Origin of the sequence: Amycolatopsis sp. lyj-108 (genome assembly GCF_046549005.1) — a bacterium.
Taxonomy (GTDB): domain Bacteria; phylum Actinomycetota; class Actinomycetes; order Mycobacteriales; family Pseudonocardiaceae; genus Amycolatopsis.
The window spans coordinates 392883-414516 of sequence record NZ_JAJPWQ010000001.1 but is presented as its reverse complement, the minus strand read 5'-3'; the positions used below and the strand labels follow the sequence as shown (position 1 = coordinate 414516).

The window sequence follows — 21634 nt, the reverse complement described above, 5'->3', positions numbered from 1 at the left end:
TAACCTTTCTGATCCGGACCCGGGAAACAAACCTATCCCCAGTCTTCCCGCCCGCCACATCGCCGAACCGCGCTAACGGAGTATCCCGGAATATTTCTCTGGCACTAGACGGGTCTAGATTTCCCTAGCGATCCCGATACGCCTTCGGCAGCTTGAAGCCGCGGGCGGCCGCGACCTCCCGCAGGCGGTCGGGATAGTCGGTGATGATGCCGTCGACCCCATCGTCAATGAGCTTGTGCATGGTGGCCGGGTCGTTGATCGTCCAGGGGACGACCTTGATCCCCGCGCGATGCGCCTCGGTGACCAGCGCCTTCGTCGTGAACGGCCGGTAGTCCGGGTCGCCGACCTTGCCGCCCTGCGGGTTGCCGTGCACCGGCGAGAGCGCCTTCGCGCCGAACGACTTCACCGCGCGGACGGGGCTGCCGCCGAAGTCGTCGATGTCGAGCCCGCCGAGCCACGGCGATTTGCCGGGCTGCCCCACCTGCAGGAACTCGGGCTGGGTCAGCGCGACCGTCGGGAGCCAGGGCGCGACCTCGCGGAACCGCATCAGCGCGCCCCAGTCGAAGCTCTGGATCGAGACGTTGTGCGCGAATCCTCCGCGCACGATCTCGCGCACCGCCCGCTGGACGAACTGCTCACGCGGCGCCGTCTCGTGCGGCGCTGCGGCCTCGACCTTCGTCTCGATGTTGAACTTGATTCCCCAGGCCCGGTGGTCCCTGGCCAGCTGGAACAGCTCGGCGAGCGTCGGCATCTTGGCGCCGGGGGAGAGCGTCTGGCCGGGATGCGCGGGCTGGCGAATGGACCCGCAGTCGAGCGTGCGGACCTGCGCGAACGTCAGGTCCTTCACGTATTTTCCGACATACGGGTACGCCGGGTCGCCGGGTGTCGCGGGCGCGGTGTCGCGGCATTTGGCGGGTGTCGTCTTGCGGTCGTGGGTGATCACCTCGCGACCGTCCTTGGTGATCTGGATGTCGAGTTCGAGCGTGGTCACCCCCAGCTCCATCGCCTTGCCGAACGACGCGAGCGTGCTCTCGACCGTGAGGCCGAGCCCGCCTCGGTGGGCCTGGATGTCGAAGGCGCGACGCGGGTGCGCGTCGGCGACCCCGGCCGTCGTCAAGGTCAGCGCAGCGGCCATGACCAGCGCGAATGTCTTCATTCGTGAACCATGCCACGGTCGGGTGAACTTCGATTGACTTTGACGCAACGTCAACCTCTACCTTCGTGGACATGCCGAACGAGAAGGAGTGGTCGATCCAGGACATCGCCCGCTCGGCCGGGACCACGAGCCGCACGCTGCGCCACTACGGCGACATCGGGCTGCTCGAACCGAGCCGGGTGGGGAGCAACGGATACCGCTACTACGACCAGGACGCGCTGGTGCGGCTGCAACGGATCCTGCTGCTTCGCGAGCTCGGGCTGAGCCTGCCCGCGATCGGCGAGGTGCTCGAAGGGGAACAGGACACGACCGCGGCGCTACGCACGCACCTGAAGTGGCTGGAGCAGGAGCGACAGCGGCTCGGACGGCAGATCGAATCGGTCAGGACGACCTTGAAGAAGACAGAAAGAGGTGAACAACTGATGGCAACGGAAGTGTTCGACGGCTTCGACCACACGAAGTACGAGAAGGAGGTCACCGAACGCTGGGGCGCCGACGCCTACAAGCAGGGCGACCGGTGGTGGAAGTCGCTGAGCGCCGAGGACAAGAAGGCGCACCAGCAGGAGCAGAAGGTCATCGCGGCGGCCTTCGGCGAGGCGCACGCCAAGGGCCTGCCCGCCGACGGCGACGAGGCCCAGGCGATCACGCAGCGGCTGTACGAGTGGCTCCGGCCGGCCGTGCGAGCCGTGTCGAAGGGCTACTTCGCCGGTCTCGGGCAGCTGTACGTCGACGACCCGCGCTACGGGCAGTACGACGAGAAGCACGGCGCGGGCACCGCGGAGTACATCCGTGACGCGATGGCGGTCTACGCCGAGCGCAACCTGCGCGACTAAGACCGAGGGGCGGGGCTGCAGACCCGTCCGTTCGGAGCCACCAGGACGCTTTCATTGCAAAATTTGCTATGAAAGGCCCCTTCATCTCACGCCGGTCGGCGTAACCCGGCGCGACACGCCTATCCCTCTATGGCGGAATATCGGCTCCACACTAGAAACGCCGATAGCGTGTGAGAGTGGATCCCATCCGCAACCCCTTCGCCCCGGGCGCCGGTCAACGGCCGCCCGAGCTGGCAGGCCGCGTGCGCGAGCTCCAGGCCTTCGAGGTCGTGCTCGAACGGGTCGCCCGCGGGAGACCCGAACGCAGCCTGATGCTGACCGGCCTGCGTGGCGTGGGGAAGACCGTGCTGCTGGGCGAGCTGCGCTCGCGGGCCATCAAGCACGGCTGGGGCGCCGGCAAGATCGAAGCCCGCCCGGACACCGAACTCAGGCGGCCGCTTTCGGCCGCGTTGCATCGCGCGATCCGCGACCTCGCCGTGCGCCATCGCGCGCCGGACCGGGTCGAACAGGTGCTCGGCGTGCTCAAGGCGTTCGCGCTGCGCGCCAACAAACCGGACGCGAAGCTCCGTGACCGCTGGCAACCCGGCATCGACGTGCCAGCCGCGCAGGGGCGCGCCGATTCGGGCGACATCGAGATCGACCTGGTCGAGCTGTTCACCGAGGTCGCGGAGCTGGCGGCCGACGTCGGTACCGGGGTCGCGCTGCTGATCGACGAGATCCAGGACTTGCTGCCCGAAGACGTCTCCGCGCTCTGCGCCGCCTGTCACGAGCTCTCGCAGTCCGGGGCGCCGCTGGTCGTGGTCGGTGCGGGGCTGCCGCACGTGCCCGCGGTCCTTTCGGCGTCGAAGTCGTACTCGGAGCGCCTCTTCCGCTACGCGCGCATCGACAGGCTCGATCGCGAAGACGCCGACCTCGCGGTGATGGCACCCATCGAACGCGAAGACGCGGGCATCGAGCCGGAGGCGCTGGACGCCCTGTTCGACGCGTCGGGCGGATATCCGTACTTCATCCAGGCGTACGGCAAGGCCGCCTGGGATGCCGCGCCCGCCGATCCCATCACCGTGAAGGACGTCCAGGTCGCCGCTCCGGAGGCCGAATCGGAACTCGCGGTCGGCTTCTTCGGCTCCCGGTACGAACGCGCGACGCCCGCCGAGCGTGAGTACCTGCTCGCGATGGCCGAGCTGACCCAGGGCAAGGACGAGTCCGCCGGCACCGCCGATGTGGCCGTCTACCTGGGACGGAAGCCTTCGTCGCTGTCTCCGGCGCGGGACAGCCTGATGAAGAAGGGCCTCGTGTACTCCGCCGAGCGCGGGCACATCGCCTTCACCGTCCCGCATTTCGGCCACTACCTGCTCGGCCGGGACTAAGCCTCTCTCCGGCTTTATCGCCTCAACGCTAGAAAGCGGTAGAGACCCCTACCGTCGCTTCATCGCGCCCGGCGGCGTTACCAAGAAGTGACCGGCACCACCAAATCTCTCCGGTTTTACGCTCTTGTTGCCGACGATTCATCGGCGGGTGTGCCAAGTCACCGGATAATCGTTGGCTTCCTTGTGAAAAAGGGTGCATACTAGAAGCACAGCCACGAAGACGCAAGATCTACTCCCAAGGGGATGACACAAACCGATGAACAACATCGCCGCCAAGCTCCGTGCCCGTCGCGCCGAGGCTCGCACTCGCCGGGCCCTGAACCGGGCGATCGACACCGCGGCCACCGCGACCGTTCGTCAGGAGCTCATCGCTATCTCCCAGGCGCGTCACACGCACATGCGCTGACCCGACAACAACCGTTGTAGGTGTCGCCCGTTCGAGTGACCTACGACACATAGTGCGTGAGGTGTAACGCCGCTGAACGTGGCGTCGATACCCACTACGACCCCGTGATGCTGGCGGACCCCCGACCTGGCAGCATCACGGGGTTTCCATATGTCCACCCCCGGAAAGATTTCTTGCCTTCACCGCTCGGCGGAGTAACACTTGACCTAGTCAACGAATCTGTTGAGGTGGTCAAATGAATCGTTCCGCGGACCGGGTGGCGACCGTCCGGGCCTTCAACCGCCTGTACACCGGCGTGATCGGCGTCCTCGACGAAGGACCGGCCGACGCCGAGTACTCCCTGAGCGAAGCCAGGGTTCTCTTCGAACTCGCGCAGCAGGACCCCACCCAGGTCACCGACCTGCGCAAACGTCTCGACCTCGATGCCGGATACGCGAGCAGGCTGCTCGCGAGGCTCGAAGGGCGAGGCCTCCTCACCCGCGAGCGCAGCGACGAGGACGCCCGCCGTCAGATCGTCCGGCTGACCGAGGACGGCCGCAAGGCCTTCGCCATCCTCGACCAACGGTCGGTCGGCAGGATCGGCTCGCTGCTCGGCAAGTTCGGCGAAGACGAGCAAGATCGGCTGCTCGGCGCCATGGACACGATCACCTCGCTGGTCGGCGAGCGTGCCTCGAATCCCACGCTGGTCCTGCGCCCGCCCCGGCCCGGCGACTTCGGCTGGGTGGTCCACCGCCACGGCGCCCTCTACTCCCGCGAATACGGCTGGGACGAACGCTTCGAAGCGCTCGTCGCCCGCGTCGTCGCCGAGTACGTCGACAGGCGCGGCGACCCTCGCCAAGCGGGCTGGATCGCCGAACTCGACGGGGAACGCGTCGGCAGCATCTTCTGCATGCCCGCCGAAGACGGCATCACCGCGAAGCTGCGGATGCTGCTCCTCGAACCGGCCGCGCGTGGCCGCGGCGTCGGGAAACGCCTGGTCACCGAGTGCGTCGAGTTCGCGAGGGCGTCCGGCTACCCGGCGATGGAACTCTGGACGGTCTCTCTGCTGGACGCGGCGAGGGCGATCTATCGGAAGGAGGGTTTCCGGCTGGTCAGCGAAGAGACGATCGAGGGCTTCGGTTACGAGCTGACCGGCCAGACCTGGCGGCTGGAGCTGTGACCTGTTCGGATGATGTCGATTCGCGGAGCGCTTGTTCGTCTAGGGACCATCGATCCCAAGGAGGACGCCATGCCCCACTACATCGGTTTCATCCGCGCCACGAAGGACTCGCACGACCACCTCGGCCCTGACGAAGCGCAACGCGTGCTCGAGAACTACCTGGCCTGGGCGGAGGAGCGCACGAAGGAAGGCCGCTTCGTCGACGGCGGCGGGCTGTCGAAGAGCGGCCGGGTGCTGCGTGGTTCCGGAGGCGCGACCGACGGCCCGCACACCGAGGCCACCGAGATCGTCGGCGGCTACCAGGTGATCGAGGCCGCGGACCTCGACCAGGCGGAGAAGATCTTCGCGACGCATCCGCATCTGGAGTTCGGGCCGATCGAGGTGCGCAAGGTCGGCGAACGCGGTTGCGAGGAATGATGCTGAAGGCAGAGTTGTCATGAGCCGCCCGGCCGGCGTGGTGGAGCATCTGTTCCGGCACAGTGCCGGGCGGATCGTCGCCACGCTGGCCAGGGCGCTCGGCCCCGAACGGCTGGACCTGGCCGAAGAGGCCGTCGCCGACGCGCTGGAACAGGCGCTGCGCACCTGGCCGCGGTGCGGGATCCCGGACAATCCGCGGGGCTGGCTGTTCCGGGCCGCGCGGAACCGGGCGATGGACGTCGTCCGGCGCGAGCAGACCCTGCGCGCGCTGCTGCCGCGGCTCGTGGAGCTCGACGGCTACGAAGCCGATCGGCGCACGGACGACGAACTCGTGTTGATGTTGCTGTGCTGCCATCCCGCGCTGCCGATGGTGTCGCAGGTGGCGCTGACCTTGAAGACCGTCGGCGGGCTCGGGGTGAACGAGATCGCGGCGGCCTTGCTGACGAAACCGGCGACGGTGGCGCAGCGGCTCGTGCGGGCGAAGAAGTGGTTGCGCGCATCGGGGAAACCGCTCAGCCTGCCGGGACCGGACGCACTGGAGTCCAGAGTGGACAGTGTGCTGGCCGTGCTGTACCTGCTGTTCAACGAAGGTTACGACGCGACGGCCGGAGAGGTCGCGGTGCGCGGCGAACTGTGCGGTGAGGCGATCCGGCTGGGACGGCTGCTGCTCGCCGAGCCGAAGACGGATCTGCCGAGGGTGCGGGCGCTGGTGGCGCTGATGCTGTTGCAGGGGAGCAGGCTGCCCGCGCGGGTCGACCGGGACGGTGATCTGCTGCTGCTCGACGAACAGGACCGCGACCGCTGGGACCACGCGATGATCGCGGAGGGGACGCGGCAGTTCGAGCGGGCGTGCACCGGGCCGGAGATGTCGGCGTACCACGTCGAGGCGGCGATCGCGCTGTGCCACAGCACGGCCCAGCCGCCCGACTGGCGCCGGATCGTCGGCCTGTACGACGACCTGCTGGCGCTGCGCCCGTCGCCGGTGGCGCGGCTGAACCGCGCGATCGCTCTGTCCATGGTGGACGGTGCCGTCGCCGGGATCGCCGAACTCGAAGCCGTCGAGGCCGACCTGCCGGACTACACCCTGCTGCCCGCCGTCCTCGGCGCGCTGTGGCTGCGGGCCGGCGACCCTGCGCGAGCCGCCGAGCACTATCGGCGAGCGCTCGCGCTGCCCTGCTCGGAACCGCAACGCCGCTTCCTGACCCGACGCCTGGAGGCCTGCTGACCGGCGACACCCGCAGTTCACGTGGGCACCGTTATCTGGAGAGGTGAACTGGACGGCGTACATCGACGGCTACTGCGAACGCCTGGCCCCCGGACTCTGGGGTGAACCGCTCAACAGCCTCAGCAATCTCGCGTTCCTGATCGCCGCGATCGCCGTCTGGCGGCGACCCAACGGCCGTGTCCTCGCGGTCCTCATCGGACTGGTGTTCCTCGGCAGCACGGCCTTCCACCTGCTCGCCACCCGCTGGTCCGCGGCCGCCGACACCGGCTTCATCCTGGTGTTCGTCCTGTACTACGCCGCCGTGTTCCCGCACGTGTTCTTCGGCGTCGGCCGCAGGCTGTCCTGGATCGGCGTCCCCGTGTTCCTCGCGTTCACCGCCCTTGTCGCGTCGCTGGGCGGTGGGCTGTACCTCTCGGCGTTGATCGGCCTGGTGATCTTCGCGGTCGTCCTCAAGGGTGAGCACCGCCGCAGGTTCGCCGTCGCCGCGGGCGTCTTCGGGGTGTCCCTTTCGTTCCGCACGGCCGACCACACGGTGTGCGGGAACTTCCCTGCCGGCACCCACTTCCTGTGGCACCTGCTGAACGGGCTCGTGCTCTATCTCGTCGCGGACGCCTCAACGAAAAGGGCCGCGTCCCGGCAGGACGCGGCCCCTTCTCACAGCTGACTCAGTGGACGCCGATCTCGCGGAGATCCTTGTCGTGCTCGTCGGCGTGGTAGTCCGCGGCCTCGGTGTCGTCCGTGCCGTTGAAGACCTTCATCTGCCGCGCGATCACCGTGAAGATCACGGCGATCAGCAGGTTCGCGGCCAGCGCCACGAAACCGACGTAGATCTGCAACTGCGACCCGCTGAGCGGGTGCCAGCCGAAGATCGACAGGTCGCCGAGCTTCAGCGCCGAGCCACCGAAGTGCGCCTTGCCGGTCGCCGCGTTCGGGATGTTGTAGAGCATGACCAGGCCCCAGCCGATGCCGACCACCCAGCCGGCGATCAGGCCCCAGCGGTGGAACCACCGCGTGTAGAGCGAGATCGCGACCGCCGGCAGCGTCTGCAGGATCAGCACGCCGCCGATGAGCTGGAGGTCGATCGAGAACTGCGGGTCGATGAACAGGATGAACGCCACCGCGCCGAACTTCACGATCAGCGAAGCGAGCTTGGCCTGCTTCGCCTCCTGGCGCGGCGTCGCGTCCTTCTTGATGTACTCCTTGTAGATGTTGCGGGTCCACAGGTTGGCCGCCGCGATCGACATGATCGCCGCGGGCACCAGCGCGCCGATGCCGATCGCGGCGAACGCGATCCCGGCGAACCACGACGAGAACTGCGAGTCGAACAGCACCGGGACGACGGTGTTCGTGTCGGGTTTGCCGGTGGCGTTGTTGGTGATCGGCGAGACCGACGCGCTGATCGCGACGTAGCCGAGCAGCGCCAGCAGGCCCAGCACCAGCGAGTACGCCGGGAGCGCGACCATGTTCCGCTTGATCACGCTGCGGCCGCGCGAAGCGAGCACGCTGGTGAGCGAATGCGGATACAGGAACAACGCGAGCGCCGAACCGAGCGCCAATGTCGCGTACTGCAACTGGTTGTTCGCGTTGAGCAGGATGCCGTCCGCCTGGGACGGCGACTTGTCGAATTTGGCGTCGGCCGCGTCGAAGATCGCCGACCAGCCGCCGAGCTTCGAGGGCAGGTAGATGATCGCCACGATGATCACGAGGTAGATCAGGATGTCCTTGACGAACGCGATCAGCGCGGGCGCGCGAAGGCCGGACTGGTACGTGTAGACCGCCAGGATGATGAAGGCGACCAGCAGCGGCAGGTGGCCGACGACGCCGGAGCCGTTGATGCCCATGGTCCGCAGCACCGCTTCGAGGCCGACGAGCTGCAGCGCGATGTACGGCATCGTCGCGATGATGCCGGTGATCGCGATCAGCAGCGCCAGCGTCGGCGAACCGAAACGGCCGCGGACGAAGTCGGCGGGGGTGACGTAGCCGCGGACGCGGGAAACCGACCACATGCGCAGCGCCGGCATCAACACGATCGGGTAGACGATGATCGTGTACGGCAGCGCGAACATGCCCATCGCGCCGGCGCTGAACATCAGCGCGGGGACGGCGACGAACGTGTACGCCGTGTAGAGGTCACCGCCGAGCAGGAACCAGGTGATCCACGAACCGAACTTGCGGCCGCCGAGGCCCCATTCGTCCAGGTGGTCGAGGGTGTTGCCGGCCTTCCAGCGCGAAGCGACGAAGCCGAGCACGGTGACCACCGCGAAGAGGATCGTGAAGATGATCAGCTCTGGCCATTGGATGTTGCTCACTTGGCGTCCCCCTCGTCGAGCTCGTCCACGGACAGCCGGTCGGGACGCTCACTGGTCGGCTTGTCCTTGGTCATCACGAAGACGATCCAGGTGCACAGGACGCCGACGGCCACGAACACGAATTGGAACCAGTAGAAGAACGGCATCCCGAACACGCGCGGCCCGTCCGAATTGAACAGGGACGTGATCAGCACCAGCAACGGGATGATCAACAGGAGGTTCCAGGGGCTGAACTGAAAGCCCCTCACCTTCCCGTCTGCCTTACCTGACGCCATCGGACCTCACCTAACGTTTCCCGTACCCCCGGATGGTCCCGATGACCCTAGAACCTCTCCCCCACCCGGGTCACGCGTGCCCGATATCGATTTGATCAGCGGCGCCCCATACGACGAAGGGCGGTTGCCGTCCCGCTCCCCGCCGGATATCAATAGCCGCAAGTCGCGAACAGGAACTTCGCACGCAAGATCAAAGGGGCATCGGATGAAGAAACTCCGCTATGCGGTGGTGATCCCGGCTGTCGCCGGCACCATGCTGGCCGGGTTCACACCTGCGTTCGCAGGACCGGAGGCTGCTCGGCAGCAGCCGCTGAACTCCACCAACATTCCGGCGAAGTACGCGGACCAGAAGCTGGACTGGCACAAGTGCACCGCCGGCGAGCTGCCGTCCGCGCCGCCTCCGGGGGCCGAGAACATCGAGTGCGCGACCTACCGCGCACCGCGCAACTGGTACAAGACGAACGAGGCCATCGACCTGACGATCGCCGTCAGCCGCCTCGCCGCCACCAGCGGCAACGCGACCGCCAGCGTGATCACGAACCCGGGTGGCCCCGGGGCTCCGGGCCGTAATTTCCCGGCCCGTCTGCGTAACCAGACGAAGCTGCGCGCGAACCAGGAGATCATCGGTCTCGACCCGCGCGGCACCGGCAAGAGCACCAACATCACCTGCGGCAACGCGATCGGCACCGGCTCCGACCTCGACCCGCGCGACCGCAGCCGGGCGAACCTCAACCTGATCCTGGACGCCACCAAGTACGCGGCGGACTCCTGCCAGGTGAAGTCCGGCGAGCTGGGCCCGCTCATCAACACCGCGCAGACCATCCGCGACATCGACCTGCTGCGTGTCCTCCTCGGCCGCGACAAGATCAACTGGGTCGGCTACTCGGCGGGCACCTGGATGGGCGCGCACTACGCGCAGCAGTTCCCCACCCGGACCGGCAAGTTCCTGCTCGACTCCTCGACCGAGTTCACCACCACCTGGCAGAACTCGTTCGACGGACAGCCGCTCGGCTTCGAGCGCCGCTGGCGTCAGGACTTCCTGCCGTGGATCGGCAAGTACGACAAGGTCTACGGCTTCGGCAAGACCGGTGAAGCCGCGCGCCAGACGTACGAGAAGGTCCGCTTCGCGCTGACGCAGAACCCGGTCGAGGTGGACGGCGTCCCGGTTTCGGCCAACGCCCTCGACTCGACCATCGCGGGGTACCTCTACTCGAAGCGCAACTTCCCCGCGCTGGCCGACTACCTGGTCAACCTGAAGACGCTGACCGAAGGCACCTCGACGCAGCAGCAGAAGTCGGCCGCCGCGCAGAAGGTCAAGGCGGAGACGGTGGACGGTGACGGCGTCATCGGCCCGCAGCCGCTGTTCGTCCCGACCGACGGCGACTCCTACAACGCCAGCTTCTGGACCATCCCCTGCAACGAGGGCAAGTGGACCGGTAACCGGCAGAGCGTCATCCGCCAGTCGCAGAAGCTGATCGACCGCGACCTGCCGCTGCTCGGCGCGGGCTGGCTGATCCAGCCGTGCATCTTCTGGAAGAACAAGCCGGTCGACCTGCCGAAGCTCGACGGCCGCGGCGTCCCGCCGGTGCTGATCGTCCAGTCGGTGAACGACCCCGCGACCCCGATCGAGGGGGCGACCCGTGCGCACCGCGCGTTCGCCGGCTCGCGGATGATCACGGTGACCGGTGAAGGCGACCACGGTATCTACGCCGGCGGCAACGCGGGTGTGGACAAGGTCGTGGAGGACTTCCTCGTCGACGGCAAGGTGCCGAACGACCAGAGCCTCCCCGGACTCCCACTTCCGGTGCCCGCGGGCGCCTGAAGCCACTAGGGATTGTGGCCCCGTCGAGCTTCGGCTCGGCGGGGCCCTTTCTTTGGGGTTGCCCACGACCTGTGCACAGAGTTATCCACAGGCTGGGGGTAACTCGGTGGGGACAACTCGGTCGCCGAGGCGGAACTCGCGTGATCGGGGCCGTAACTCGCGTGATTGAAGGCGTAACTCGCGTGCGCCTGGCCGGACCGGTATTAGTATTGGCGTCATGGTGCGAGTGCCGTTGACGGACGAGGAACGCGAACGCGGCGAGCGGCTGGGGCTGGCGCTCCGGGACGCGCGCGCGTCGGCGTCGCGGAGCATGGTCGAGGTCGCGGCAGAGGCCGGGATCTCGGTGGAGACGCTCCGCAAGATCGAAACCGGCCGGATCCCGACGCCCGCCTTCTTCACGGTGATGGCGATCGCGGACGCCGTCGGACTGCCGCTGGACTCGTTGCGCGCGGCGGCCGAGGGCAGTACCGAACAGGTCGCCGAAGCGAGCTAGGGGCGCAGGGCGGCCAGGGCGTGTGCCCGGTCGTTCAGGTAGAGGAAGCCGTCGATCGGCAGGTCGAAGCTGCTCAGCAGGCTTTCCAGGGTGGCGTATTCGTCCACGCCGAGCCGCAGGTTCTCCTTCATCGCGTGTGCGACGAGGACGTCCGCCAGCTCTTCCCACTCGCCCGACCAGTGCAGCGTGCGGTAGAAGGCCAGGACGTCCGGCGTGATCCGGTCGGCGATCTGGTCGAGCAGGCTGTCGCCGAAGAAGCTGATGCGGCCGGCGGCGAGGTCGGCGACGGTCGGGTTCGCCGGGTCGGCCGCGGTGTCGGGATTGCGGACCACGCCGGGGCCAGCCACCGGATAGCCCGTCTTGACGTGGCCGTTGTCCTCGACCAGCACGATCAGATGCACGCCGTAGCGTTCGCCGGCGCAGCGCCAGCGGCCGTTGGGCAGTCTGACGCGGGGTTCGCTCGGATCGTTCGCGACGTCCTTGATGACCGCGATGATCTGCTCGTCGGTCCAGCCCGCGGGGAACTCGCTGGTCGCCCGCCGTCCCTTTCCCGGTGCGTGCCCGCCGCCCACTCGTGCTCCTTTCGTCGCATCGAGGGTAACCCGCGTTCGGAGTATCCGGATGATCCGAACGCGGGAACGGGTGACCTCAGGCGATCACGCTGAGCAAGACGGTGCCGACGGCCAGGACGTCCACGCCTCGCAGGGCCTGGAATCCGGCGGCCCCGCCGCCGACGTCGTAGTTCATCGGCGGCCGGGTCGCCGTCCGCAGCGCGGCGACCACGGCGAGCGGGATCGCGAGCCACACCGGCCAGGCCGGGGTCGCCCCGAGGGTCAGCGTCACCACGCCGAGCAGCACTCCCCAGCCGAGGCCGAGCAGGGCGAACACCAGGCCGTTGACCAGCCGCAACTCCCAGTCGGACGCGCCGAGCCATCGCCTGCGGCCGGGATTGCGCCACAGTTCGCCGAGCCCGCCGACGAACGGCACGAGCGCCGCGTACGCGCCGAGCGCGAACAGCGGCACCACGGGGACGGCGGGGAAGGCCAGCTGCCCGAGACCGACCAGGCAAGCGATCACCACGCCGGCCGCCGCGTAACGCATCCGGCCGAGCACGCCCGCCCACGCGAGCCGCAGCGTCGTCGGACGCCGCAGCGTCAGCCACGGCACCGGCTTCGATTCCGGGATCAGCAGCATGGGGTCCATGAAGACCGCGGCCATCGCCCGCAGGAGCCGCGCGTTCCAGCCGTCGACGAGTTCCTGGCGCCCGACCCCGGACATCGGCTCACCGCCGAAGGCCACCGCCACCGCCACCACGAACAGCGCGCCTGCCAGCACCTCGATCGCGATCGGGCCCAGCCCCGCGGCCGCCGTCGCCAGACCGGCCAGCGCGAGTACGACCGGGCCCGCTGTTTCCCCGCGGATCGCCGTTCGCCGCGCGGTGACGGCGGCCAGGATCGCACCGGAGGCGGTCAACGCGGACATCGCGATCCACACGTCCTTCGACCCGCCACCGATCGCGGTGACCAGCGCCCCGGTGTAGCCGACCACGACGACCAGCCCGGACCAGAGCGTCCACATCCGCTTCACGACGACACGGCGCCTGTCCACGCGGGCGAAGTCCATCCAGGTCAGCGCCGCCGGCTCGGCCCAGACGAAGCCACGGCGGAGCAGGCTGCGCCAGAACATCGCGCACAGCACCACCAGCAGGCCGAACACCGCCGGAAAGTCCACAACGGACTGTCCAAAAAGGAATTCACGGAGTTTCGGCAGGTTCTGGAATGCGGTGAACAGCGCGCCGAAGCCGAACAGTGCCAGGAAGGTCTGGTAATCCCCGTTGAACAACCCGCCGAATCGCTGTCGTCCCGGGACGTACGTGGGGGCTTTCGTGGTCACCACCTTCGAGGTACTCCTTTCCGCCGAGAAGGCATCAGCAGAGCTCGAGGGTGGAGTCGGCCGCTTCGAGCAGCGGCGGATGATGCGTGGCCACGACGACCGCCGCCCCGGCATCGGTCGAGCGCTTGATCAACGATGTCAGCCATTCCTTCCCGGCGACGTCGAGCGCCCGTTCTGGCTCGTCGAGCAGCAGGACGTCGTGCGGCCGCGCGGTCGCGCCGAGCAGCAGCAGGCGACGGCGTTGCCCGGCGGAGAACTTGCCCGCGGTGACCTTCGCGCGTTCCGAGAGGCCCGCGTCCCCCAGCAACGCGTCGAAATCGCCGAGATCGGCCCCGAACGAGCCCTCCAGCAGTTCTAGATGCTGAAGCGGAGTCAGTTCGGCGAAGAAATCGGAGTCGTCGAACAACACGGAAACCTTGCGGCGAAAGGAAACGTCGCGTTCGTCGGGTTTCCCGCCCGCGACGACGACGCGTCCGCGCTGCGGGGTCTGCGTGCCGTACAGACACCGCAACAGGGTCGATTTCCCCACTCCGTTGGGGCCGACGATGACCGCGCATTCGCCCGCCTCGACCTCGAAGTCGAGGCCGTCGAACAACCAGAGATCCCCGGCCTGGACGCCGAGCCCGCGTACGTCGATCATGTGGCGCGCAACAACTCGATCACCGGTGCGAGCGCGTCCATGTTGTGCTCCAGCACGGTGAAGTAGGTGAACCCGAACCGCTCGCGATGTGCCAGGATCTGTTCGGCGATCTGCTCGTGCGTGCCGACCAGCGCCGTCGGAAGTTCGGCGAGCTGGTCGACGGTGAGCTTGCCCCCGAGCAGCTTTCGCAAGCTCTCCAAACCCTCTTGCCGGTCTTCGACCACGGCGACGAAATGCGCGAGGATATTGAATTCGGCGGCACGGCCCTTCAGTTTTCCGCGGACGAAGTCCACCCGCTCCGCGATTCCGGCGGCGTCGTCGACGGCTAGTTCTCCTCCGTCGGGAACGGCGGCCGTGCCGGTGAACGCGATGATGTCGGCGTGTTCGGCGGCGAGCGTGAGCAGCCTGTCGCCGCGGCCGGCGATCATCAGCGGCGGGCCCGGTTTCTGCACCGTGGCCGGTTTGTGCTTTTCGTCGGCATAGAGCCGGTTGAGTTCTTTGATCGTTTTTTCGAGGTGGGCGACGCGCTGTCCGGCGCGGGGGAACTCCATTCCCGCCGCTTCGAATTCGGCCTTCACGTAACCGGCCCCCAGGCCGAGCTCCAGCCTGCCCTCGGTGAACTGGTCGGTGCCGGTGACGTCGCGGGCGAGCAGCACCGGGTTGTAGAAGGCCGTGTTGATGACGAAGGTGTTGAGCCTGGGGCGGCTCGTCACCTCGGCGGCGAGCACGAGCGCCGGGAAGGGCGGTGCCATGCCGAGGTGGTCCGCCGCGCCGATCACGTCGAACCCGAGGTCTTCCGCCTTGCGGCACTTGCCGACCCACGCCGCGCGGGTCTCCGGGACGACCATGTTGACGCCGAATTTGACCATGCGGCCACGGTACCGAGCGCGAAAGAAGAAGGCCTCATCCCCGGGAATGACTCCGAGGATGAGGCAACGGTGGCTTGTCGCGAAAGCCACTTTCGCGACGCTTGATGTCCTGAAAGTGGCTTTCGCGACACCGGCTGAGGCACCCAGAGCAGTCGAGTGGGGAGGATCCAGGACGTTCAACGTCCTGAATCCTCCCCACTCATCTCAACGAAACCTGAGCGACGCCGATGTCGGTGGTCAGCCGAGACGCTGCTTCAATGCGTCCAGCTCGTCGCGCAGCGAAGCCGGGACCTTGTCGCCGATCTTCTCGAACCACTCCTCGATGAGCGGCAGTTCCTGGCGCCACTCCTCGGCGGAGACGTCCAGCGCGGCCTGGATGTCGGCCAGCGGCTCCTTGAGGCCATCGGTGTCGAGGTCCTCGGCCTTCGGCACGAAGCCGACCGGGGTCTCGTTCGCGTTGCCCTTGCCCTCGACGCGCTCGATGACCCACTTCAGGATCCGCGAGTTCTCGCCGAAGCCCGGCCACAGGAAGCGGCCGTCGTCGCCGCGGCGGAACCAGTTGACGTAGAAGATCTTCGGCAGCTTGTCCGCGTCGGCGTTCTTGCCGAGGTCCAGCCAGTGCTTGAAGTAGTCACCGGCGTGGTAGCCGAGGAACGGCAGCATGGCCATCGGGTCGCGGCGCACGTTGCCGACCGCGCCGGCGGCGGCCGCGGTGGTCTCCGACGACATCGTGGCGCCCATGAACACGCCGTGCTGCCAGTCGCGGGCCTCGTTCACCAGCGGGACCGTGGTCTTGCGGCGGCCGCCGAACAGGATCGCCGAGATCGGCACGCCCTGCGGGTCGTCCCACTCGGGCGCGAGGATCGGGCACTGCGACATCGGCGTGCAGTAACGCGAGTTCGGGTGCGCCGCCTTCTCTTCCGACTCCGGCGTCCAGTCCTGCTTCTTCCAGGAGGTGGCGTGCGCGGGCTTCTCGCCCATGCCTTCCCACCAGACGTCGCCGTCGTCGGTGAGCGCGACGTTCGTGTAGACCGTGTTGCCCTTTTCGATGGTGCGCATCGCGTTGGGGTTGGTGTGCCAGTCGGTGCCCGGCGCGACGCCGAAGAAACCGAACTCGGGGTTCACCGCGTACAGGCGGCCGTCCTCGCCGAACCGCATCCACGCGATGTCGTCACCGAGGGTCTCGGCGCGCCAGCCGGGGATGGTCGGCTGCAGCATGGCGAGGTTGGTCTTGCCGCAGGCGCTCGGGAACGCCGCCGCGACGTAGTGGACCTTGTCCTCGGGCGAGATCAGCTTGAGGATCAGCATGTGCTCGGCCAGCCAGCCCTCGTCGCGGGCGATGACCGAGCCGATGCGCAGCGAGTAGCACTTCTTGCCGAGCAGCGAGTTGCCGCCGTAGCCGGAGCCGTAGCTCCAGATCTCGCGGGTCTCGGGGAAGTGCGAGATGTACTTGGTGGTGTTGCACGGCCAGGAGACGTCCTCCTGACCCGGCTCCAGCGGCGCGCCGACGGAGTGCAGGGCGGGGACGAACGCGCGCTCGGTGCCGTCCTCGGTGACGAACTTGTCCAGCGCGGCCTTGCCGGCGCGGGTCATCACGCGCATGGAGGCGACGACGTAGGCGAAGTCGGTGATCTCGATGCCGAGCTTGGGGTCTTCGGCGCCGAGGGGGCCCATGCAGAAGGGGATGACGTACATCGTGCGACCGCGCATGCAGCCGCGGTACAGCTCCGTCATCGTGGCCTTCATCTCGGCCGGGTCCATCCAGTTGTTGGTGGGACCGGCGTCGTCTTCGTTCTCCGAACAGATGAAGGTGCGCTCTTCGACGCGGGCGACGTCATTCGGGTCGGAAGCGGCCCAGTACGAGTTGGGCTTCGCGTCGAGCTGCACGAACGTGCCGGCGGAGACCAGCTCGGCGTTGATGCGCGCGGCCTCTTCGTCGGACCCGTCGACCCACACCACGCGGTCCGGAGTGGTCAGTTCGGCGACCTCCCGGACCCAGGACAGCACGCCACTGTGCGTCGTCGGCGCATTTTCCAGTCCGGGGATGGCGACTGCGGTCATCTCTACTCCTGACTTCCGACGGCAGAAGCCCACACCGGGAACGACGCTGTTCCGATGCGGGCTTCGATGCCGGCGACCGAATGGCTTCGCACACCGGCGGGAAGGCCGGTGTGCAGGTTTTGGGATTCCCCGAGAGTAGCCGGATGACCGGCAGGTAACCGAGAGCTGACCTGTCGGTTCTCTCACAAGAACGATAAGGGAATCGATTCAGTATCACCGGAATGGGCCATACGCAGAAATTCTTCCGGTGATCGACAGCACGGTGACGGGGCGAATCGGACATGAGAAAGCCCGGCACGAGGTCTCGTACCGGGCTGTTCTGTGACCAGGATTACACGAATTCGGCTTTTAAAATGGCCTAGACCATTCTGGCGGTGGTTTAAACCATTTCCGGAATCAGTTGGGGCTGATCCACTGGCCGGTCGAAGAATCGATCTTCGCCACACCTTCGAGTGTTTCGGTGCCCGCGCCACCCCACGCCGCGTCACCCGCGGGGTCGCCGTCGACGGCGGCCGGAGTGCTCGCGAAGGCCGAGCCGATGTCGTCGTTGACCACGCCGCTGCTGACCTCGGTCCACTGGCCGGGGCCGGTGTGCTCGTAGGTCTTGGAGTTGCCGGAAGCGTCGGTCTCCACCGCGATGTCGGCGTTGCCGTCGCCGTCCTTGTCGGTGAAGGCGATCGTGCGGCCGTCCTCCGTCGTGACGACGGCGGTGTCGGGAGTCCCGTCACCGTCGGTGTCGATCGTCGGCGGGCCGATCTCGACGTCGCCGCTGGGCATGTCGGCGTGCATGGTGCCGCTGGTGCCCGCGTCGGAACCGCCGTCGTCGCTACCGCCACCGGCCTCGACCCAGGCGCCGGACGCCTCGTCGTAGACGGCTTCCTGGACGACCTTGCCGTTCTCGTCCAGCACCGCGTACTGGTCGGCCTCGCCGTCGCCGTCGGTGTCGACGAACGCCTGGCCGGTGCCGTCTTCGTGCTGGATGACCGCGGCGTCGTTCACGCCGTCCTTGTCGAGGTCGTAGTTGAGCTCGGCCTGGTACTCCTCGCCGTCAACGTGGACCGTGACCGCCTCCGTGGAGCCCGCCTCGGTGTCCGTGCCGCCGCTCTCGTCGACCCACATGGGATAACCCCCTCGTTGACCTGCTGGTGTGTCGAAGCTTAGGACTCACCGTAGGCCGGTTCGGTTCCGGTCCACAACAGGACCACCCTGGTCAGGCGTCGCGCAGTGACCGAATGCGACCGAGCAGCGCCTCAGCGCGATCACGACCGTCTGAGACGTCCTTCAGGCGCTTCGCGACGACCGAGATCTTCTTCGCCCGTTCCTGCGCGCCCATCTTGATCGTCTTGTCGACTTCCTTCAGCTCCGCTTCGATCGCGTCGATGCGGCGGCCGAGGGCTTCGTCGAGCGCCATCGACAGCTGCTGTTCGGCCTCGATCAGCTGCTCCGCGACGAGCTGGTCCAGGGTGGAACGCGCGTCCGCGATCGCCTCGACGAGCCACTGCTTCATATGCTGCTTGTCCGAGGCGTGTTTGCGGGTGCGCGCCATCCACCAGCCGGCGCCGAGGCCGATGATGATCGTGGCGGGCAGGATCACCGGGTTCAGGATCGCGACGCCCGCCAGCGGCAGCGCGGCGACCTTCCCGGCACCGAGACCACCGGAAACGCCCATGAAGATGAGCAGTTTGTCCTCGGCCGTCGGCGGTTTCTTGTCCGGCGGGCGCAGCACGACCGGCGGGCCGCCCGCCCTGGCGAACTGACCGCGGATGATGGCGAGTTCTTCGGCCGAGAAAAGCTCCGAAAGCGCGACGTTGGTGACCTGGTTGAGCCGCTGGGAGAGCAGCATCGAGATCCGCTGCGACGTCGTCTGCAACGCGATGTCGACCTGCTGGGGCAACGCGGCTAGGGCGTCCCGTTTCGCGCCGTCGATCTGCTGCCGGAAATGCGTCGACGCGTCGCGCATCTGCCTGCTGGTCTCGTGTCCGACCTCGACGCGGGTCCGCTGGATCTCCGCGCGCAGTTTCAGCTGCCAGCCCCGCGTCGACGAGCGCCGTTCGGTGGTCAGGTCGTCGCGGCGCTGGCGGAGCTGCTCCGCCTCGGCCTCACCGGCGGACAGCGCACGGCTTTCCGCCTGCAACTTCGCCTTGAGCTCGCCGAGGGCGCTCGACAGCGCGCGCAGGGTGTTGGCCTCGCCCAGCATCGCCGAGCGGCCGACCAGCATCTCCTGCAACGCGCCCTGCAGTGCGCCGATCCCGGCCTTTTCCCGCAGCATCATGGCCATCTGCTCGTTCGGGGCCTTGGCCGCCGTCTCGAACATCCGCGCGGAAACCGGGTGGAACACCGCGTCGGCGAACCGGGGAGCGTGCTCGGCGAGCAGCCGCCGGTCGGCCTCGAGGACCTCGCGCCAGCCGCGGAACTGGTCGGTCTTGGTCAGCGCGAACAGCACGGTTTCGACGCGCTCGCCCATGTCCTGCAGGAAGTGCAGCTCCTGCGCGGTGAAGGGAGAGGAGGCGTCGACGACGAACAGCAGTGCGGTGGCGCCCGCGGCGGCCTCCTTCGCCAGTTCGCCGTGCATCGAGTCGAGCCCGCCGACGCCCGGGGTATCCACAATGGACACTCGTTCGAGCAGCGGGACCGGGCCGGAGACCTCGACGTAACGCGGCGGGATCTGCCCTTCCGGCAGTTCGTGCGCGGCCGAAACCCAGTGGATCAGGTCGTTGAGGTTGATCGGCACCGACGCCAGCTGGCCCGGGTAGCAGGCCTGCGCGGACCACTGCTCGGCATGCTCGAAGACCAGATACGTCGCCGTGGCGACGTCGGCGTCCACAGGGGACAGTCCCGGCATGGACAGGAGCGCGTTCACGAGCGAGCTCTTGCCGCGGTTGGTCTCGCCGACCACCACGACCGACGGCTTCTTCGGCCGCGCCTTCCGGATGTCCTCGACCCATTTCGCGGCCTGAGGATCGGCCTCGCGGACGACGGTGAGCAGCTGCTCGCGCGTGCTCTTCACGACCGCCGGCAGATTGGTCGCCGCGCTCGGAGCGGTCACTGGGCCTTCTTCGCGTAGACGATGACGATCGGCGCGCGCAGGACCCGGTCGTGATCGGCGAACCCGACGACCTCGGTCTCCGCGACGAGCCCTTCGAGCGCCGGATCCTCGGTCGCGACCGCGCCGCCCGCCTCGTGCACGGCGGGGTCGAACCGCTCGCCGTCCGGGCGCAGGGCACGGACACCGATCCCGGCGAGACCGTGTTCCAGCCGCTCGACGACGCCGCCGCTGCGGGCGCGATCGAGGGCGTACAGGCAGAGCTGGATCAGCGCCTGCCGGTCGGCGAGAGCCTGTTCGAGGTCGGCCGGACCCGTGGTCGTGGACTCCACATCGGTCTTCGACGTGGCTTCGACGGCCACGGTTCCCTCGGACGGCGAAGTCGCGCCATCCGCCTCGGCGATGATCGCCGCCGAGATCTGGCCGGTCGGCACTTCGTCCGGGTCCACGTCGTCGACCGCCTTCTTGCGCAGCCAAGCACCCACCCGAATCGACCCCCGTAACTGGTGTCCCGGGCCTGCTGATCAGCCCGGGGAGATTTCACCAGTGTCGACCAATCGCCCGTCGGCCGGGGGCGAAATCGGCAGAACGGGACGAAGGAATCTGGCGATCAGCTCCTTCATCACCGCGAGTTCCGCTTTCGGATCGAGGTCCGGCTCCAGAATCACGCGTGAAAGCGGTGCGTCGACCAACGCGACCAGCCAACTCGCCACCGTCTTCGAATCGAGTCCGGGATCGATCCGGCCCGCTTCCACCGCCCCCTTCACGAGGTCGGTGAGCCCGTCACGGAGGGCACGGTCGTTGCCCTGGACGAGCCTGGCCAGATCGGCGTCGCGGGAACACTGCGCGGCGACCTCGAGGACGAGTTTGGCCGCGAGAGGTTGCAGGAGCTGCTCCGACACCTGCGCGACGACGTGGAGGATGGCCTCCCACGGGTCCTCGATCTCCCCGGCGGCCGCGAGCAGGGCCGCGGTCTCGTCGCCGTCCTGTTCGAAGATGCCGACGAAGACCGCGCGTTTGTTCGGGAAGTAGTGGAACAGGCTGCCGGTGCTGATCCCGGCCGCGCGGCAGATCTCCGCCGTCGTGGTCTTCTCGAAGCCCTTCATCGCGAAGCAGCCCGCGGCGGCGTCGAGGATGGCGCGGCGTTTCGCCTCGTGCTTGGCCGGGTCGACCGTCCTCATTTCACCGCCGGCGGCTCGTCTTGCCACGGGTAGCCGTGGTCGAGGAAGGCCTTGGCGACGGCCTTGCGGTCGACGTCGCCCTTCTGCCGCACCAGTTCACGGCCGTCGGCGGCGAGCAGGACCAGCTCCTTGCCGTCGAGGAAGACGGCTTCGAGCCGGGCTTCGTAGGCGCGGCTGCGGCCCTTGGTGGTCAGCGTGATGCGGGTCGGCGTCACCTTCACGATCAGCCGTTCGTGCGCCCAGACCGCGGCGAAGAACAGGCCGAGCACCAGGCCGACGCCGATCCCGGTGACCATGCCCCATGGCCGCGGCATATCCGAGACGAGCTGGAAGGGGCCCTTGAACGGGACCCAGCTCAAGGACGCCACCCAGCCCGAAATCGACTGGAGGAACCAGCCGAGCGCGGCGCCCACCAGCGGACAGCCGAGCCAGGAGGCCGTGCGCAGCCACTGGGGCTCGTCGACGATCGTTTCCATGCGCCCCAT

Annotated in this window: 22 protein-coding genes; 9 read left to right on the top strand and 13 right to left on the bottom strand. The window is 67.8% G+C overall.

Annotated features, from left to right (window positions below):
• Positions 1-124 precede the first annotated feature (124 nt).
• Positions 125-1156: a glycerophosphodiester phosphodiesterase family protein gene (locus ACLJO0_RS01980; RefSeq protein ID WP_410576306.1), complete on the bottom strand. Its 1032-nt coding sequence runs from the start codon at positions 1154-1156 to the stop codon at positions 125-127.
• Between the two features lie 71 nt (positions 1157-1227).
• Here ACLJO0_RS01980 and ACLJO0_RS01975 point away from each other — a divergent pair, with 71 nt between their 5' ends.
• From ACLJO0_RS01975 to ACLJO0_RS01945, 7 genes are all read left to right on the top strand, one after another.
• Entirely contained in the window at positions 1228-1989 is a 762-nt protein-coding gene (locus tag ACLJO0_RS01975) for a MerR family transcriptional regulator (RefSeq protein WP_410576305.1), read from the top strand.
• Positions 1990-2165: 176 nt separating this feature from the next.
• Positions 2166-3356, top strand: coding sequence for an ATP-binding protein (locus tag ACLJO0_RS01970; protein WP_125790796.1), 1191 nt, complete (start codon positions 2166-2168; stop codon positions 3354-3356).
• Between the two features lie 256 nt (positions 3357-3612).
• Positions 3613-3762 (top strand): hypothetical protein, encoded by a 150-nt coding sequence (locus ACLJO0_RS01965; RefSeq protein ID WP_007032374.1) that lies wholly within the window; start codon positions 3613-3615, stop codon positions 3760-3762.
• A 235-nt stretch (positions 3763-3997) separates the two neighbouring features.
• A complete protein-coding gene (locus tag ACLJO0_RS01960) occupies positions 3998-4921 on the top strand; it encodes a GNAT family N-acetyltransferase (RefSeq protein ID WP_410576304.1) in 924 nt (307 codons plus the stop codon).
• 69 nt (positions 4922-4990) lie between these two features.
• A complete protein-coding gene (locus tag ACLJO0_RS01955) occupies positions 4991-5338 on the top strand; it encodes a YciI family protein (protein WP_125790794.1) in 348 nt (115 codons plus the stop codon).
• A gap of 19 nt (positions 5339-5357) precedes the next feature.
• Complete coding sequence (locus tag ACLJO0_RS01950) at positions 5358-6563, top strand: RNA polymerase sigma factor (protein WP_410576303.1); 1206 nt, start codon at positions 5358-5360, stop codon at positions 6561-6563.
• A gap of 43 nt (positions 6564-6606) precedes the next feature.
• Positions 6607-7227, top strand: a complete 621-nt coding sequence (locus ACLJO0_RS01945; protein ID WP_410576302.1) for a hypothetical protein — start codon at positions 6607-6609, stop codon at positions 7225-7227.
• A gap of 1 nt (position 7228) precedes the next feature.
• Here ACLJO0_RS01945 and mctP read toward each other — a convergent pair whose 3' ends face one another.
• Positions 7229-8872 (bottom strand): monocarboxylate uptake permease MctP, encoded by a 1644-nt coding sequence (gene mctP, locus ACLJO0_RS01940; RefSeq protein WP_410576301.1) that lies wholly within the window; start codon positions 8870-8872, stop codon positions 7229-7231.
• On the bottom strand, positions 8869-9147 hold the full coding sequence (locus ACLJO0_RS01935) for a DUF3311 domain-containing protein (RefSeq protein WP_199746190.1): 279 nt from the start codon (positions 9145-9147) through the stop codon (positions 8869-8871). The genes mctP and ACLJO0_RS01935 overlap by 4 nt, the downstream gene beginning before the upstream one ends.
• A gap of 205 nt (positions 9148-9352) precedes the next feature.
• On the opposite strand from ACLJO0_RS01935, the gene ACLJO0_RS01930 reads away from it, so the two are divergent.
• Both ACLJO0_RS01930 and ACLJO0_RS01925 read left to right on the top strand, forming a co-directional pair.
• Entirely contained in the window at positions 9353-10969 is a 1617-nt protein-coding gene (locus ACLJO0_RS01930) for an alpha/beta hydrolase (RefSeq protein ID WP_125790790.1), read from the top strand.
• Between the two features lie 217 nt (positions 10970-11186).
• A complete protein-coding gene (locus ACLJO0_RS01925) occupies positions 11187-11462 on the top strand; it encodes a helix-turn-helix domain-containing protein (RefSeq protein WP_125790789.1) in 276 nt (91 codons plus the stop codon).
• Here the strand turns inward: ACLJO0_RS01925 and ACLJO0_RS01920 are convergent.
• The 10 genes from ACLJO0_RS01920 to ACLJO0_RS01875 form a co-directional block, all read right to left on the bottom strand.
• Positions 11459-12034 carry an EndoU domain-containing protein gene (locus ACLJO0_RS01920; protein WP_125790788.1) on the bottom strand — a complete coding sequence of 192 codons (576 nt, stop codon included), beginning with the start codon at positions 12032-12034 and terminating at the stop codon, positions 11459-11461. The genes ACLJO0_RS01925 and ACLJO0_RS01920 overlap by 4 nt on opposite strands.
• A 76-nt stretch (positions 12035-12110) precedes the next feature.
• A complete protein-coding gene (locus ACLJO0_RS01915; RefSeq protein WP_410576300.1) occupies positions 12111-13358 on the bottom strand; it encodes a hypothetical protein in 1248 nt (415 codons plus the stop codon).
• 31 nt (positions 13359-13389) lie between these two features.
• Positions 13390-13995, bottom strand: coding sequence for an ATP-binding cassette domain-containing protein (locus tag ACLJO0_RS01910; RefSeq protein WP_410576299.1), 606 nt, complete (start codon positions 13993-13995; stop codon positions 13390-13392).
• Entirely contained in the window at positions 13992-14864 is an 873-nt protein-coding gene (locus ACLJO0_RS01905) for an LLM class F420-dependent oxidoreductase (RefSeq protein WP_410576298.1), read from the bottom strand. The genes ACLJO0_RS01910 and ACLJO0_RS01905 overlap by 4 nt, the downstream gene beginning before the upstream one ends.
• A 237-nt stretch (positions 14865-15101) precedes the next feature.
• Positions 15102-16925, bottom strand: a complete 1824-nt coding sequence (locus tag ACLJO0_RS01900; protein WP_410576297.1) for a phosphoenolpyruvate carboxykinase (GTP) — start codon at positions 16923-16925, stop codon at positions 15102-15104.
• Between the two features lie 396 nt (positions 16926-17321).
• On the bottom strand, positions 17322-18044 hold the full coding sequence (locus tag ACLJO0_RS01895) for a DUF6802 family protein (protein ID WP_410576296.1): 723 nt from the start codon (positions 18042-18044) through the stop codon (positions 17322-17324).
• Between the two features lie 91 nt (positions 18045-18135).
• Positions 18136-19971, bottom strand: coding sequence for a dynamin family protein (locus ACLJO0_RS01890; RefSeq protein ID WP_125790782.1), 1836 nt, complete (start codon positions 19969-19971; stop codon positions 18136-18138).
• Positions 19968-20453, bottom strand: a complete 486-nt coding sequence (gene grpE, locus ACLJO0_RS01885; protein WP_410576295.1) for a nucleotide exchange factor GrpE — start codon at positions 20451-20453, stop codon at positions 19968-19970. Before grpE ends, ACLJO0_RS01890 begins: the two co-directional genes overlap by 4 nt.
• A gap of 39 nt (positions 20454-20492) precedes the next feature.
• Positions 20493-21149, bottom strand: a complete 657-nt coding sequence (locus ACLJO0_RS01880) for a TetR/AcrR family transcriptional regulator (protein ID WP_410576294.1) — start codon at positions 21147-21149, stop codon at positions 20493-20495.
• Positions 21146-21625, bottom strand: coding sequence for a hypothetical protein (locus ACLJO0_RS01875; RefSeq protein WP_410576293.1), 480 nt, complete (start codon positions 21623-21625; stop codon positions 21146-21148). Before ACLJO0_RS01875 ends, ACLJO0_RS01880 begins: the two co-directional genes overlap by 4 nt.
• Between the last annotated feature and the right edge of the window lie 9 nt (positions 21626-21634).

Excerpts from the sequence above, each read along its gene's own strand:
- ACLJO0_RS01960 (WP_410576304.1), top strand. The coding sequence starts at position 3,998 with ATGAATCGTTCCGCGGACCGGGTGGCGACCGTCCGGGCCTTCAACCGC.
- ACLJO0_RS01925 (WP_125790789.1), top strand. The coding sequence starts at position 11,187 with ATGGTGCGAGTGCCGTTGACGGACGAGGAACGCGAACGCGGCGAGCGG.
- ACLJO0_RS01965 (WP_007032374.1), top strand. The coding sequence starts at position 3,613 with ATGAACAACATCGCCGCCAAGCTCCGTGCCCGTCGCGCCGAGGCTCGC.
- ACLJO0_RS01905 (WP_410576298.1), bottom strand. The coding sequence starts at position 14,864 with ATGGTCAAATTCGGCGTCAACATGGTCGTCCCGGAGACCCGCGCGGCG.
- ACLJO0_RS01975 (WP_410576305.1), top strand. The coding sequence starts at position 1,228 with ATGCCGAACGAGAAGGAGTGGTCGATCCAGGACATCGCCCGCTCGGCC.
- ACLJO0_RS01955 (WP_125790794.1), top strand. The coding sequence starts at position 4,991 with ATGCCCCACTACATCGGTTTCATCCGCGCCACGAAGGACTCGCACGAC.
- ACLJO0_RS01935 (WP_199746190.1), bottom strand. The coding sequence starts at position 9,147 with ATGGCGTCAGGTAAGGCAGACGGGAAGGTGAGGGGCTTTCAGTTCAGC.
- ACLJO0_RS01895 (WP_410576296.1), bottom strand. The coding sequence starts at position 18,044 with ATGTGGGTCGACGAGAGCGGCGGCACGGACACCGAGGCGGGCTCCACG.
- ACLJO0_RS01950 (WP_410576303.1), top strand. The coding sequence starts at position 5,358 with ATGAGCCGCCCGGCCGGCGTGGTGGAGCATCTGTTCCGGCACAGTGCC.
- ACLJO0_RS01930 (WP_125790790.1), top strand. The coding sequence starts at position 9,353 with ATGAAGAAACTCCGCTATGCGGTGGTGATCCCGGCTGTCGCCGGCACC.
- ACLJO0_RS01910 (WP_410576299.1), bottom strand. The coding sequence starts at position 13,995 with ATGATCGACGTACGCGGGCTCGGCGTCCAGGCCGGGGATCTCTGGTTG.
- ACLJO0_RS01980 (WP_410576306.1), bottom strand. The coding sequence starts at position 1,156 with ATGAAGACATTCGCGCTGGTCATGGCCGCTGCGCTGACCTTGACGACG.
- ACLJO0_RS01900 (WP_410576297.1), bottom strand. The coding sequence starts at position 16,925 with ATGACCGCAGTCGCCATCCCCGGACTGGAAAATGCGCCGACGACGCAC.
- ACLJO0_RS01875 (WP_410576293.1), bottom strand. The coding sequence starts at position 21,625 with ATGGAAACGATCGTCGACGAGCCCCAGTGGCTGCGCACGGCCTCCTGG.
- ACLJO0_RS01880 (WP_410576294.1), bottom strand. The coding sequence starts at position 21,149 with ATGAGGACGGTCGACCCGGCCAAGCACGAGGCGAAACGCCGCGCCATC.